This window comes from Arthrobacter sp. ISL-85 (assembly GCF_018613675.1).
GTDB lineage: Bacteria > Actinomycetota > Actinomycetes > Actinomycetales > Micrococcaceae > Arthrobacter.
Map to the genome: position 1 here is coordinate 77,128 of NZ_JAGGPQ010000017.1, position 13,357 is coordinate 90,484.

The window sequence follows — 13,357 nt, forward strand, 5'->3', positions numbered from 1 at the left end:
GCTCATCCGGCGGCGGGCGCGGCCTTGAGCGGGACGGGGACCAGTTCCTGGAGTTCCTCGAGGGTGCAGCCGAAGGTTTCCCGGACGCTGACGCCTTCAGGTCCGGTGAGGAAGACGGCTTTGTCGGTGTAGACGCGGGTGACGCAGCCGACGCCGGTGATGGGGTAGGTGCAGGCCTCCACGATCTTGGAGGCCCCTTCGCGGGTCAGGAGGGTCATCATCACGAAGACGTCCTTGGCGCCGGTGGCCAGGTCCATGGCACCGCCGACGGCGGGAATCGCCCCGGGTGCCCCGGTGTGCCAGTTGGCGAGGTCGCCGGTGGCGGAGACCTGGAACGCTCCCAGGACGCAGATGTCCAGATGCCCGCCGCGCATGATCGCGAACGAGTCCGCGTGGTGGAAGTAGGACGCCCCCGGGAGCTCGGTGACGGGGATCTTGCCGGCATTGATGAGGTCGCCGTCGATCTGGTCGCCCTCGGCGGCGGGGCCCATGCCGAGCATGCCGTTCTCCGTGTGGAGGGTGATGTTCTGTTCCTCGGTGAGGTAGTTGGACACCAGCGTGGGCTGGCCGATGCCGAGGTTCACGAAGGATCCGGGTGCGATGTCCCTGGCCACCAGGCGTGCCAGGTCATCGCGGCCGAGCGGCGTCTCAGAAGTTTTGATGCTGGTGTCGGTGAGACTCATCTCAGGCCGCCTTCCCTGCCGTGCTGCCGCTGCCGGCAACTTTGACGATGCTGTTGACATAGATCCCCGGGGTGACCACGTTCTCGGGGTCGAGCCCGCCGGTCGGCACGATCTCGGACACCTGCACGATGGTGTGTTTCGCGGCAGCAGCCATGATGGGGCCGAAGTTCCGGGCGGTCTTCCGGTAGACCAGGTTGCCCTTGCCGTCGGCCTTGAGTGCCTTGATGAGGGCGACGTCGGCGTGGATGGGGGTTTCGAAGACCTGCCATTTGCCGTCCAGGAAGCGGGTTTCCTTGCCCTCGGCCAGCATGGTGCCGTAGCCGGTGGGGGTGAAGAACCCGCCAATCCCGGCACCGGCGGCGCGGATGCGTTCGGCGAGGTTGCCCTGCGGGACCAGTTCCAGTTCGATCTGCCCGGCCTTGTACTGGGCATCGAAGTGCCAGGAATCGGACTGCCGGGGGAAGGAACAGATCATCTTCTTCACCCGGCCCTCCTTAATCAGCAGCGCCAGGCCCTGGTCGCCCTGGCCGGCGTTGTTGTTCACCACGGTCAGGTCGGTGGCGCCGCATTCCAGCAGCGCGTCGATCAACTCAAACGGCTGCCCGGCGTTGCCGAACCCGCCGATCATCACGGTGGAACCGTCCTTGATCCCCGCCACGGCGGACTGGACCGAATCTACAAAACTCAGCATGCGCCTAGGCCTTTCCGTTTGAAGCGGTAACGTTTTCAAGCACGACGGCCAGGCCCTGCCCCACGCCGATGCAGATGGCGGCGACGCCCCAGCGTTCGCCCGAGGCCTGCAGGGACCGGGCAAGGGTGCCCAGGATCCGGGTGCCCGAGGCCCCCAGCGGGTGTCCCATGGCGATGGCGCCGCCGTGCCGGTTCACGATACCGGGATCGATGCCCCAGGCGTTGATGCAGGCCAGGGACTGCGCGGCGAAGGCTTCGTTAAGTTCGACGGCGCCCACCTCGTCCCAGCCAATCCCCGCCTTGGCGAGGGCCTTGTTCGCTGCCTCCACGGGGGCGTAACCGAAGTACTGCGGATCGTTCGCGTGCGCGCCGCGCCCGGCGATCCGGGCCAGCGGGTCCAGCCCCAGCAGCCCGGCGGCAGCCTCAGACCCGATCCAGGCCGCGGAGGCGCCGTCGGACAGCGGGGATGCATTGCCGGCGGTGACCGTGCCGCCTGCTTCGGCGCCCTCCGGTTCATTCCGGAACACGGTCTTCAGGGCAGCCAGTTTTTCAGCAGTGGAACCGGGGCGGATGCCCTCGTCCCGCACCAGGCCGGTGCCCGGAACCGGGGCCACCAGGTTGTCGTAGAACCCTTCATCCCAGGCGGCGGCGGACAGATTGTGGGACGCGGCGGCAAACTCATCCTGCGCCTGCCGCGTCACGCCATACTTTTCGCGCAGCCGCTCGGTGGCCTCGCCCAGCGAGATGGTCCACTCCGTGGGCATGGCCTTGTTCACCAGGCGCCAACCGAGGGTGGTGGACGCCAGGGTCATGTCCCCGGCCGGGTACGGCTTCTCCGTCTTCGGCAGCACCCAGGGGGCGCGGGACATCGACTCGGCGCCGCCCACCAGCATCAGGTCGGCGTCGCCAGCGTTGATCTGGCGGGAGGCGATGATGGCGGCATCCAACGAGGACCCACACAGCCGGTTTACCGTGGTGCCCGGAATGGACACCGGAAGCCCGGCCAGCAGGGTGCCCATCCGGGCGATGTTGCGGTTCTCCTCCCCGGCGCCGTTCGCGTTGCCAAAGACGACCTCGTCAATCCGCTCCGGATCCAGCGCCGGAGCGCGCTTCACGGATTCCCTGATCACGTGCGCGGCGAGGTCATCCGGACGGACGGCCGCGAGGCCGGAGCCGAACTTCCCGAACGGGGTGCGCACGGCGTCGTACACAAAAGCCTGGTTCATGGGGTGGTGTCCATTTCTCGAAAGACCTGCTGGGCCGTTTTGAAAGCTGTGTTGGCGGACGGGACGCCGCAATAAATGGCGGTCTGAAGCAGGATTTCCTTGATTTCGTCCCTGCTGAGGCCGTTCCTGAGCGCAGCGCGGATGTGCATGGCCAGTTCCTCCCAGTGCCCGTGAGCCACCATGGCGGTGATGGTCACCGCGGAGCGCATCTGGCGGGTCAGGCCCGGTCGGGTCCAGATTCCACCCCAGGCGATGCGGGTGATCATGTCCTGGAAGTCCTCGGTGAACGCGTCCTTGTTGGCGTTGGCCCGGTCCACGTGCGCGTCGCCAAGCACTTCGCGCCGGACCGCCATGCCGCCGTCGTAAATTTCCTGGCTGGTGGCACCTGGCTGGACAACGCCGTGGCGCTCCATGCCGTGGTGTTCAGTGCCCGGCTGTTCGGTGCCGCTCACTTGGTTGCCTGCCGTGATTCTGCCCAGGTGGCCAGGCCGCGCATCAGGTCGGCGACGTGCGCGGGTGCCTCCGCGGGCGCCAGGTGCGCGATCCCCTCAACCGTCACCGCCGTCGCGGTGCCGCCCCCGGCGGTGATTCCCGCTGCCACTTCCTCGGCCATGGCGGGCGTAGCCACGCCGTCCAGGGACCCGGCGATGACCTGGGTGGGGACGCCGATGCTGCCCAGCTCCTGTCGCACATCGAATGCCGCCAACGCTTCGCAGCAGAAGGCGTAGCTGAAGCGGTCGGCGTCGCGCAGTGCGTGCAGGAGCCGGCTGCCGAACTCGGGTTCCCGGTCCATGAAGCCGGGCGCGAACCAGCGCTCCGCGGATCCCTGGATCATCACGGGCGTGCCCTGGGTGCGGACGGTTTCGGCGCGCTCCAGCCAGCCTTCGGGGGTGCCGATCTTGGCGCCGCTGTTCTGCACGGAGAGGCTCTTCAGCCGCCCCCCGTGCTTGATGCCCAGCTGCAGGCCCACGGCGCCGCCCAGGGAGACTCCTGCATAGTGGAAGGTTTCGCCGGGGGCGATGGAATCAACCAGGTCCACCACTGCGTCGGCGAGCTCGCCGACGCCGAACGCTTCGGCGGCGGCGGGCGAGACGCCGTGGCCGGGCAGGTCCCAGGCCACCACGTCGTAGTCGTTGCCGAGCAGGGACGTCACCCTGTTCCACAGGATCGACGAGGTGCCCAGGGACGGACCCACCACTATCAGGGGATGGTCGCCCAGGGCTCGTTGGGGGGACAGCAGCGCTGCCTTCAAGGCTGGCTTAGCCACGGGAAGCTCCGTTCGCGTCAGTGGTGGTGGAAACAAATTCAGGGAAGGCAGCCAGGATGCGGCGGGCGATTTCGGCTGCCTGGCCCAGGTAGCTGGCAGGATCCAGGAGGTCTTCCAGCCGGGCGTCTGGAACGACGGCGGCGGGGACGGCTTCGCGGAGCAGCTTGCGGTAGGTCGCGGCTTGCTCCGTCGGCGGCGCCTCCAGCGTCCGATCCACCACCTCCTGCAGCTGCTGCTTGCCGCTGCGGCCGTCCTTCTCCTCCAACAGCGGAGCCACGGCGGCGTTCACGCCCTCGGCCAGCAGCAGCGGGCCGGACAGGTCAAGGTTGCGGCGCATGGTGTCCGGGAACAGCCGCAGCCCTTCGGCGAGTTCGCGGAGGTGGCCCGCGGCACCGAGGGCCAGGGCCAGCAGCTGGCGCAGGGCCGGCCATTCGGTGTGCCAGGCGCCGTCCGGGCGTTCGTCATTGAAGTTGGCGGCAGCCACGTGCAGCTGGGCGGCCAGCTGTGGTGCCTGCAGCGCCGCGCTGCGGACCAGGACGGACAAGACAGGGTTCTGCTTCTGCGGCATGGCGGAGGACACGCCCCGCCCGGCCGCGCGCGGTTCGGCGAGCTCAGCCACCTCGGGCCGGCTCAGGAACAGGACGTCGGCGGCGATCTTGCCGAAGGCGTCCAATACGGACGCCAGGGCATGCCCCAGGGACGTGATGGCCACGCGGTTGGTGTGCCAGGGAGCCGGGGCCGGTGCCAGGCCCAGCTGGGCTGCCAGCGCATCGGCGAGGGTGAAGGGTGTCGTCGGAGAGCCCTCCACCAGCACGGTTCCGGCCGCCAGCGTTCCTGCGGCACCGCCGAACTGGACCTGGAACTCCAGGGCCTCCAGCTGCCGGCCGGCGGCGGCCACGCCCTGGAACCACTGCGCAGCCCGCAGCCCGAAGGTGTAAGGAAGCGAATGCTGCGTCAGGCTCCTTCCCACGCACAGCGTCTCCGCGTGCTGCCCTGCCAGGCCGGCGAGCGCCGTCGTGATGCCTTTCAGGTCCGCGACTATGGCGTGGACTGTGTTGCGGGCCAGCAGCATCAGGGCGGTGTCCAGCACGTCCTGGCTGGTCAGGGAGTTGTGCACGGCCTTCCCGGCACCAACCCCGGCGGTGTCCAGCGCCGCCACGTTCCTCCGGAGGTCCGCCAGCAGCGGGATCACCGGATTACCGCCGCCCTGGGCGCGCAGCACAACATCGGCCAGGTCGTAGCGCCCCACCTCGGCAGCGGAAGCGACGACGGCGGCCGAGCCGGCGGGTGCCAGCCCGGCCCGTTGCAGCACGGCGGCCCAGCCGGATTCGACGGCGAGGATGGCCGCCAGCACTGCCCGGTCCCCCGTCAGCGCCGCCACCAACGGCAAGGCTGAGACGGGACTGAGCAGGCCGGCGTCGGCCTCCTCCGCGAAGGCGCGCAGATCTCCCAGGGCGGCGGCGTGGGTCACTGGAAGTCCAGAAAGACTGTCTCGCCCTCGCCCTGGAGGCGGATGTCCCAGGTGAGGCCGCCGTCAGGGTCGCGGCGGGCGATGAGCGTCTTGCGGCGCTCCGGGTCGAGCGAGCCCAGCAGGGGGTCGTTGGCCAGCGCCTCGGTGTCCTCCGGCAGGTAGATGCGGGTGAACAGGCGGTTGGTCAGGCCACGGGCAAAGAGCGCCACCGAGATGAACGGTGCGGCCCCCGGCTTGGTGGGGCCGGGGTTGACGGTGGTGAAGGTGAAGACGCCGGAGTTGCCCACGGCGCCGCGGCCCCAGCCGGTGAAGGTGTAGCCGTCACGGACCAGTGAGCCGGTGCGCTGGACGATCTTGCCGTCGGCGTCCGGCTGCCAGATTTCCAGGATGGCGTCCGGGATGGTGTGGCCGGCGCCGTCGTAGACGGTGCCCTGCAGGCGGATGGAGCCGGGGAAACCAGGGGGCAGGAGTTCGTTGTCCTTCTCGAAGGGGAGCGCGTAGCCGTAGAACGGGCCCACGGTCTGGCCGGGGGTGGGTACCAGTTTGGTGCTCATGTCTACTCCTCGTCGCCGGCGGCGCCGAGCGCCTCGTTTTCGGTCCAGGTCCGCTTGGGACCGGTCAGGACGATGTCCCAGTTGTAGCCCAGGGCCCATTCGGGCTCGGTGATGCTGTGGTCATAGGTGGCCACCAGCCGGTCTCGGGCGTCCTGGTCCACGATGGTCTGGTAGATGGGATCCAGCGGGAAGAGCTGGTCACCGGGGAAGTACATCTGGGTGATGATCCGCTGGGTGAACTCGGTGCCGAACAGCGAGAAGTGGATGTGTGCCGGCCGCCACGCGTTCAGGTGGTTCTTCCACGGGTACGCGCCGGGCTTGATGGTGGTGAACCGGTACGAGCCGTCCGGGCCGGTGATGCAGCGGCCGATGCCCGTGAAGTTGGGGTCGATCGGTGCAGGGTGCTGGTCGCGCTTGTGGATGTAGCGGCCGGAGGAGTTGGCCTGCCAGATTTCCACGAGCTGGCCCGCCACCGGGCGGCCGTCGCCGTCCAGGACTTTTCCGGACACGATGATCCGTTCGCCCAGCGGCTCGCCGTTGTGCTGGATGGTGAGGTCCGATTCCAGGGCATGCACGTCCTGGTGCCCGAACGCCGGCGAGTAGAGCTCGATGGTTTCCGGGTCCGCGTGCTGCAGGCTCTTGGTGGGGTGGCGGAGGATGCTGCTGCGGTACGGCGGGTAGTCGAGGCGCGGCTGGATTTCCGGCTGGCCACCGTCCTTGAGCGCCCGCCGGTAGGCCTCGCCGATGGCGCTGATCTCTGCGCTGAGGTCAGCCTGCGACTCGATGGCCTTGTCCAGGGGCTGGTGGGCAGCCTTGGGTTCGGCCGGGGGCACGAGTTCCTCCGACTCCAGCTCAGCGGTGATGTCTTCCGGCATGGCTGGCTCCTTTCTGATCTGTTGGGTTTGTTGCGTCTAGTGTTTTGCGGTCTGGCTGGTGCGGTGCAGCGAGTCGTACTGCACTGCGTGCCGCACCGGGGCATTGGGGGCGCCGTATCCGTCGTACCGGCCGCGGCGTTCCACCATTTCGAAGAACACACTGCCCACGGTTGCCGTATAGAAGTGCAGAAACTCGCCGTCGGCATCCCGGTCGAACAGCAGGTTGAGTTCCTGGAGGGTGGCCAGGAATCCCGGCTCAAGGTCGAACCGCGCGTCCAGGTCCTCGTAGTAGTTGGCCGGGATCTGCAGGAATTCCAGGCCGCGCTCCCGGGCAGCCCGGGCGGTGGCCACGAGGTCCGCCACGGCGAAGGCGATGTGTTCCTGGTAGGTCTTGCGGGCCTCGTTCCGTGCCCGCTGGATCGGGGCGAGGTTCAGGACAAGCCGCACCGCGGCGTCGGAGGTCTGCATGACCTGCGAGCGAACCAGGCCGCTGGGGCTGGGAACCTCAGCAAACGGCTGGGGCTCCAGGGCCAGGGCACTGGTGTAGAAGAGGACGGCCTCATCGAAGTGCTGCCACGGCTGGGCGAGGTTGACGTGGTCGATGACCGCCCTGGCTCCTGCGGAAGGGTGTTCCAGCCCTTCCCCGAATTCGTGCGTCCACGCCGCGGTGCCGTCCGGGCTTCCCTGGCAGAGGAAGATTTCGGTGGAGTCCGGCGCGGAGATGCCCTGGAACACTTCCTCGTCCGCCTGGACCTTGCGGGCCACCACGGGGGCCTTGAGCTGCTGGGCCCGGGCGGAGGCAATCACGGGGGAATCGACGTCGAATCCCAGCGCGGCGATGGCCGGTTCCGCGTGCTGCGCGGCCTGTTCGTTGATGATGACCCGCGCCTGGCCCATGGTCCACAGCTGGACGTCCTTGGTCCGGTGGCGGCCTTCGAACTGGAAACCGAGCTGGCCCAGGAGCTTCTCCAGCCGGGCAGTATCGTCCGCCTTCACCTCGGCAAAGTTGAAGCCGGCGGGTTCGTTCACCTTGGGCAGCGTGGCCAGTTCCATGGGATAACGACGGCGGGCGGCGGCAGGGGAGCCGGCGTCGGAACCGGCGTCGGTGCCTGCCAGCCATTTGGCGCTCTGCTCCTCGAGCCAGATCAGCGACCGCATGGCATCCACCGCCGTGCGCTCCACGTCCGACTGGCGGAACACGTCATTGAAGACCTCGAGCGATACCGGCCCGGTGTAGCCGGCCCGGACCACATGGCCCATGAACTTGGCCAGCTCAAACTGCCCCTCGCCCGGGAACACGCGGTAGTGGCGGCTCCACGAGAGGACGTCCATGGAGAGCTTGGGGGCGTCCGCCACCTGGACGAAGAAGATTTTGTCCGCGTTGATGTTCTCGATCGGCGCGGTGTCCCAATCGCGGGAAAGGATGTGGAAGGAGTCCAGGCACGTGCCCAGGTTGGGGTGGTCCACCATCTCCACCAAGCGGTAGGCGTGCTCGTAGTCGTTGACGTACTTGCCCCAGGCCAGCGCCTCATAGGCCACCTTAACGCCGTGGTCCCCGGCGAGGTTGGCAAGCTGTGCCAGTTGTTCGGCGCGGACGCCGTCGTCGTCGATGGTGGCGGTGGCAACGTTGGAGCACACCAGGATGGTGTCCATGCCAAGGCGCGCCATGAGTTTGAACTTGGCCTCCGCGCGCCGGAGGTTGGCCTTCAGCAGGTCAGGGGTGACGCCGTCGAAGTCCCGGAACGGCTGGTAGAGGTCCAGGCCCAGCCCCAGGTCGGCGGCCATCTTCCGTACGTCCTCGGGGCTGAGCGGTGAGGTGACCAGGTCCTGTTCGAAGATCTCGATGCCGTCGAAGCCGGCGATGGCGCAGGCCTGCATCTTCTCCTTCAGGGTCCCGGACAGGCAGACGGTGGCGATTCCGGTGCGCATCAGGCTGCCACCTCCTCTGCGGCCACGAGCTCCAGGAAGTGGCTGCGCATCCGGTCCGGATCCGCGTCCAGGCCTGTGAAGATCCGGAACGCGTCGGCAGCCTGGCCCACTGCCATCCGGCCGCCGTCCAGGACCTCGCAGCCCTTGGCGCGGGCGCCCCGGACCAGTTCGGTGTCGATGGGGCGGTAGACGATGTCCGCCACCCAGTGCCGGGGCTCCAGGAGGTCCAGGTCCAGCGGGACGCCGGGGTGGGCCGCCATGCCCACCGGGGTGCAGTGCACCAGGCCGTCGGCCCCGCGCATCAGCTGCGGCAGCTCCGCCGTCGTACGCGCTGCAACGGTGCTGTCCGGGAAGAAGCCCTGGAGTTCGGCAGCCCGTGCGGCGGCCCTGGCCGGGTCCATGTCCACGAGATCCAGCGTCTGCACGCCGGCAGTCAGCAAGGCGTAGGCGACGGCGGATCCGGCCCCGCCGGCGCCAAGCTGCACCACACGGTCCAGGCGTGCACCGGGCAGGCCGGCAGCCAACGCGGCAGCAAAGCCGGAGAAGTCGGTGTTGTGGCCGATGAACCTGCCGTCGCGGATCACCACGGTGTTCACGGCGCCAAGCCGGCGGGCATCGGTGCTCACTTCGTCCAGGTGCTCCAGGACCAGTTGCTTGCAGGGGTGGGTAATGTTCAGGCCGTTGAAGCCCAGGGTGCGGGCGCAGTTCAGGATGGCGCCCACGGACTCCCCGGTGAGCCCCAGCTCCAGGAGGTCGATGGGCCGGTACAGGTAGCGCAGGCCCTGGACGTCGCCTTCCCGTTCGTGCATGGGCGGCGTGAGCGATGGCATCACGCCATCGCCAACCAGTCCCACCAGGTAGGACTCAGTTTGATTGCTCATGCGTGCAGCTCCTTTGGTACGGCACCGGGCAGCAGCGGAACTTTGCCGCGCTGCGGGGTGATAGGGATTACGGTACAACAGATGTTCACTTATCGCACCAATGTTCGTGATGCGAACGACCTATTCCGCCGAGGTAACGCTTTTGGCGCCTAGCGCTGGGGAAGCCGTGCCGCCAGCTCTGCCGCGGCTTCCTGCAGCAGGGGAACGTGGGCCACCAGCTGGTCCAGGCCCAGCCGGAAGACCGGCACGGCCGTTGCCAGGGATGCAAACGCGTGCCCCTGGCTGTTGAGCAGCGGCACCGCGACGGCACGCATGCCGGCCTCGTTCTCCTCATCCATGACCGCGTAACCCTGCCGGCGGACCTGCGCGATCTCGGCCCTGAAGTCGTCACGGTCCGTGATGGACTTTTCAGTGAGCGCTTCGAGGGGCAACTCAGCCAGGAGCCTTTCCCGCTCCGGGTCCTCGGCGAATGCCACCAGCACCTTTCCCACGGAGGTGGTGGAAAGGGAGCCCAGATGGCCGGGGTCGCTGGTCACCCGGAAAGTCTGCGGGCCATCCACCTTGCTGACCGTCAGGTGGTGGTGGCCGTCCCGGACGCTCAGGATGGTGGCTTCGCCCGTTTCGGCAGTCACCCTGCGCAGCACCGGCATGGCGGTCCCGGCGAAACCGTGATGGTTGGAAACCCGCTGGCCCAGCTGGAAGATCCGGAGGCCCAGGTGGTAGCGGCGGCCGTCCGGCTCGTAGTCCACGAAGCCGTCGCGGGCCAGCGACCCCAGCAGCCGGTAGGTGGTGCTGAACGGCAGTTCGGCCCGGCGGGATATTTCAGCGGCGCTTGCCCCCCGGGGCTCCTCGCCCAGCAGCACCAGGAGGCCCAGCGCCTTGCCAACCATGTCCGTCCGGTCCGCCGCCTTCCTCCCGACCGCCTTGGCGTCAGCGTCCGGCTCGGCAGCCAATTCCGCGGGGTCAGGCTGAACATCATCGTTCACTGTGGCTTGGTTCACACTCATGCCTCGATATTGCCACAATGTGAGAGCTATTTCTAGATGGTGATTATTTTCTTGACAGGTGACTGCCCTCACAGTCATAGTTTCTATATCGCAAAAGTAGCTCCCACCATGTGGCTACAAATGCCCGGTCATTCCTACGGACTTCAGCCAGCCTCCCCCGCCCGCACCAAGGCAACGGCGGCTGCGGACCCTTCGATCCATCCGCGACAATGTCGTCACACCAAAGGAACACCATGAGCCACACACTTCCGTCCGCCGGGGAGGATGCCCTCACCCATGCCGGGACGCCCAAGAGGGCGGCCGTCGCCAGCTTCCTGGGCAGCGCCGTCGAGTATTACGACTTCTTTATCTTCGGCTCCGCTGCCGCACTGATCTTTCCGAAGGTCTTCTTCCCGGACGCCGACACCAACGCGGCGATCATGTCCTTCGCGACCTTCGGCTTCGCCTACGTAGCCCGGCCGGTGGGCGCTATCATCCTGGGCCACTTCGGTGACCGGGTGGGCCGCCGCAGGGTGCTGATGTTCACCCTGCTGCTCATGGGTGCCTCCACTTTTGTGATCGGCTGCCTGCCTGACTTCCACACCCTCGGCTGGTGGGCTCCGGTCCTGCTGGTGCTGGCCCGCCTCTGCCAGGGCCTCTCGGCCGCCGGCGAGCAAGCCGGCGCCTCCTCCATGACGCTGGAACACGCCCCGGACAACCGCCGTTCTTTCTTCACCTCCTGGACCCTCACCGGCACGCAGGGCGGCCAGATCCTCGCAGCCCTGGTCTTCATTCCCGTCCTGGCCCTGCCGGATGAAATCAAGTACGGCATCGGGTGGCGCATCCCGTTCTGGCTCAGCGCCGTGGTGGTTATTGTTGCGTTCCTCATCCGCCGCACGCTGCACGAACCGCCGGCCTTCGAAGAAGCCCGGAAGAACGCCCAGATCGCCAAACTGCCGGTGGCTGACCTCCTCAAGGGCCACTGGCGCGACGTCCTGCGCGTTGTGGCCTGCGCCTTCATCGCCGCCGTTTCCACCGTGTTCGGCACCCTGGCCATCAGCTATGCCAAGACCGTCGCCGGGGTTGACGGCACCACCACCCTGTGGCTCGTCGTGGGCGCAAACCTGGTGGCCCTTGGCACCCAGCCGCTCTTCGGCAAGCTCGCGGACAGGATCGGCCGCAAGCCGGTGTTCATCTACGGTGCAGTGGCCAGCGCAATCCTCACCCCGTTGTTCCTGCTCAGCCTGGAATCCCACAGCATCCCGCTGATGTTCGTTGCAGCCATCGGCTTCTTCTCCTTCGGCTACGCCGCCTCCAACGCTGTATGGCCCTCCTTCTACGCCGAGATGTTCAGCACCAAGGTCCGCTTCTCCGGCCTGGCCATCGGCACCCAGCTCGGCTTCCTGATGGCAGGCTTCGCACCGGCCATTGTCGCAGCCATGGGCGGCATCCAGCCGGGCGGCTGGGTGCAGATCTCCATCTTCACCGGGATCATCTGCGCCATTGCCGCCATCTCGGCACTGACCGCGAAGGAGACCTTCCGGACCCCCACCAAGCAGCTCGGCCTGAAGTAGCGCACCGCGCACAGACTGGCCCGGTTTTCAGGCCGGAGAGCCCGCCATTTTCGCCAAATGGCGGGCTCTACCCCGTTAAAACTGGGCCAGTTCGGCAGCTGCGCGCTATCCGCGGCCGGTCTCCAGCACCGACGCCAGGTCGAAGTTCACCGGCTCCTCCAACTGAGCGTAGGTGCAGGACTCCGGGTCCCGGTCCGGCCGCCAGCGGTTGAACTGGGCCGTGTGCCGGAACCTGTCACCCTCCATGTGGTCGTAGCGGACCTCCACCACCAGTTCGGGGCGCAGCGGCACAAAGGACAGGTCCTTGCCCGCACTCCACCTGCTGCCTTCCGCGTTCCGCGGGGTCCGTTCGCCTTCCTCCTGCTTCGCCCACGCCCACGGGTGGTGGTCGAAGTCCGTCACCAGCGGCTGGAGTTCCTGGAAAAGCTCCTGCCGGCGTTTCATCGGGAAGGCGCCGATCACGCCCACGCTGGCCAGCCCGCCGTCGTCCTTGTACAGGCCCAGCAGCAGTGATCCGATGGCGTCCGGCCCGCTCTTGTGCAGGCGGTAGCCGGCCACCACGCAGTCCGCGGTCCGCTCGTGCTTGACCTTGAACATCACCCGCTTGTCCGGCTCGTACCGGCCGTCCAGGCGCTTGGCCACGATGCCGTCCAGCCCGGCGCCCTCGAACTGCTCGAACCATTGCCCGGCCGTGTCCTTGTCCGTGGTGGCGGCGGTGAGGTGCACCGGCGCCCTGGTGGCCGCGAGCGCCTTCTCCAATGCCGCCCGCCGCTCCGAAAAGGGCCTCCCGGTGTAGTCGTCATCCCCCAGGGCCAGCAGGTCGAAGGCCACGAAGCTTGCCGGGGTCTGCTCCGCCAGCAGCTTCACCCGGCTGGCGGCAGGGTGGATGCGCTGCTGCAGGGTGTCGAAGTCGAGCCGGTCCCCGGAGGCCCCCACCAGGATGATCTCGCCGTCCACCACGCAGCGCGCCGGCAGGTTCTCCTTGAGCGCGGCCACCAGTTCCGGGAAGTAGCGGGTCATGGGTTTTTCGTTACGGCTGCCGATTTCCAGGTCGTCGCCGTCGCGGAAGATGATGGACCGGAAGCCGTCCCACTTTGGTTCGTAGCTGAGGTCACCGCCGCCTGGGATGCCGTCGATGCCGCTGACGGCCTTGGCGAGCATGGGCGGGACGGGCGGCATCACGGGAAGTTCCATGTGCCCATTCTTGCCCGGGCGGTGGCC

13 protein-coding genes are annotated in these 13,357 nt (G+C 67.7%); 1 reads left to right on the plus strand and 12 read right to left on the minus strand.

Translation table 11 applies throughout. The annotated features are described in order from the left end of the window. Positions 1 to 2: 2 nt before the first annotated feature. The 11 genes from J7I84_RS13545 to J7I84_RS13595 form a co-directional block, all read right to left on the minus strand. Positions 3 to 683 (minus strand): 3-oxoacid CoA-transferase subunit B, encoded by a 681-nt coding sequence (locus tag J7I84_RS13545; RefSeq protein WP_214945080.1) that lies wholly within the window; start codon positions 681 to 683, stop codon positions 3 to 5. 1 nt (position 684) lies between these two features. Next, a complete protein-coding gene (locus J7I84_RS13550; protein ID WP_214945081.1) occupies positions 685 to 1,374 on the minus strand; it encodes a 3-oxoacid CoA-transferase subunit A in 690 nt (229 codons plus the stop codon). Between the two features lie 4 nt (positions 1,375 to 1,378). After that, positions 1,379 to 2,599, minus strand: a complete 1,221-nt coding sequence (locus tag J7I84_RS13555) for a thiolase family protein (RefSeq protein WP_214945082.1) — start codon at positions 2,597 to 2,599, stop codon at positions 1,379 to 1,381. Next, entirely contained in the window at positions 2,596 to 3,012 is a 417-nt protein-coding gene (gene pcaC, locus J7I84_RS13560; protein ID WP_214945206.1) for a 4-carboxymuconolactone decarboxylase, read from the minus strand. Before pcaC ends, J7I84_RS13555 begins: the two co-directional genes overlap by 4 nt. Positions 3,013 to 3,047: 35 nt before the next feature. After that, the gene (locus J7I84_RS13565; RefSeq protein WP_214945083.1) at positions 3,048 to 3,866 is read right to left on the minus strand and encodes an alpha/beta fold hydrolase; all 819 of its coding nucleotides are present in this window, start codon (positions 3,864 to 3,866) and stop codon (positions 3,048 to 3,050) included. Next, complete coding sequence (locus J7I84_RS13570) at positions 3,859 to 5,337, minus strand: lyase family protein (protein WP_214945084.1); 1,479 nt, start codon at positions 5,335 to 5,337, stop codon at positions 3,859 to 3,861. The genes J7I84_RS13565 and J7I84_RS13570 overlap by 8 nt, the downstream gene beginning before the upstream one ends. After that, the gene (gene pcaG, locus J7I84_RS13575; RefSeq protein ID WP_214945085.1) at positions 5,334 to 5,891 is read right to left on the minus strand and encodes a protocatechuate 3,4-dioxygenase subunit alpha; all 558 of its coding nucleotides are present in this window, start codon (positions 5,889 to 5,891) and stop codon (positions 5,334 to 5,336) included. Before pcaG ends, J7I84_RS13570 begins: the two co-directional genes overlap by 4 nt. Before the next feature lie 2 nt (positions 5,892 to 5,893). After that, positions 5,894 to 6,766 carry a protocatechuate 3,4-dioxygenase subunit beta gene (pcaH, locus tag J7I84_RS13580; protein WP_214945086.1) on the minus strand — a complete coding sequence of 291 codons (873 nt, stop codon included), beginning with the start codon at positions 6,764 to 6,766 and terminating at the stop codon, positions 5,894 to 5,896. 36 nt (positions 6,767 to 6,802) lie between these two features. Next, complete coding sequence (locus J7I84_RS13585; protein WP_214945087.1) at positions 6,803 to 8,695, minus strand: bifunctional sugar phosphate isomerase/epimerase/4-hydroxyphenylpyruvate dioxygenase family protein; 1,893 nt, start codon at positions 8,693 to 8,695, stop codon at positions 6,803 to 6,805. Beyond that, positions 8,695 to 9,576, minus strand: coding sequence for a shikimate dehydrogenase (locus J7I84_RS13590; RefSeq protein ID WP_214945088.1), 882 nt, complete (start codon positions 9,574 to 9,576; stop codon positions 8,695 to 8,697). The genes J7I84_RS13585 and J7I84_RS13590 overlap by 1 nt, the downstream gene beginning before the upstream one ends. A 149-nt stretch (positions 9,577 to 9,725) precedes the next feature. Continuing rightward, on the minus strand, positions 9,726 to 10,583 hold the full coding sequence (locus tag J7I84_RS13595) for an IclR family transcriptional regulator (protein ID WP_214945089.1): 858 nt from the start codon (positions 10,581 to 10,583) through the stop codon (positions 9,726 to 9,728). Positions 10,584 to 10,816: 233 nt separating this feature from the next. On the opposite strand from J7I84_RS13595, the gene J7I84_RS13600 reads away from it, so the two are divergent. Beyond that, positions 10,817 to 12,136 carry an MFS transporter gene (locus tag J7I84_RS13600; protein WP_214945090.1) on the plus strand — a complete coding sequence of 440 codons (1,320 nt, stop codon included), beginning with the start codon at positions 10,817 to 10,819 and terminating at the stop codon, positions 12,134 to 12,136. Positions 12,137 to 12,241: 105 nt separating this feature from the next. Here J7I84_RS13600 and J7I84_RS13605 read toward each other — a convergent pair whose 3' ends face one another. Beyond that, the gene (locus J7I84_RS13605; protein ID WP_214945091.1) at positions 12,242 to 13,330 is read right to left on the minus strand and encodes an ATP-dependent DNA ligase; all 1,089 of its coding nucleotides are present in this window, start codon (positions 13,328 to 13,330) and stop codon (positions 12,242 to 12,244) included. Positions 13,331 to 13,357 lie beyond the last annotated feature (27 nt).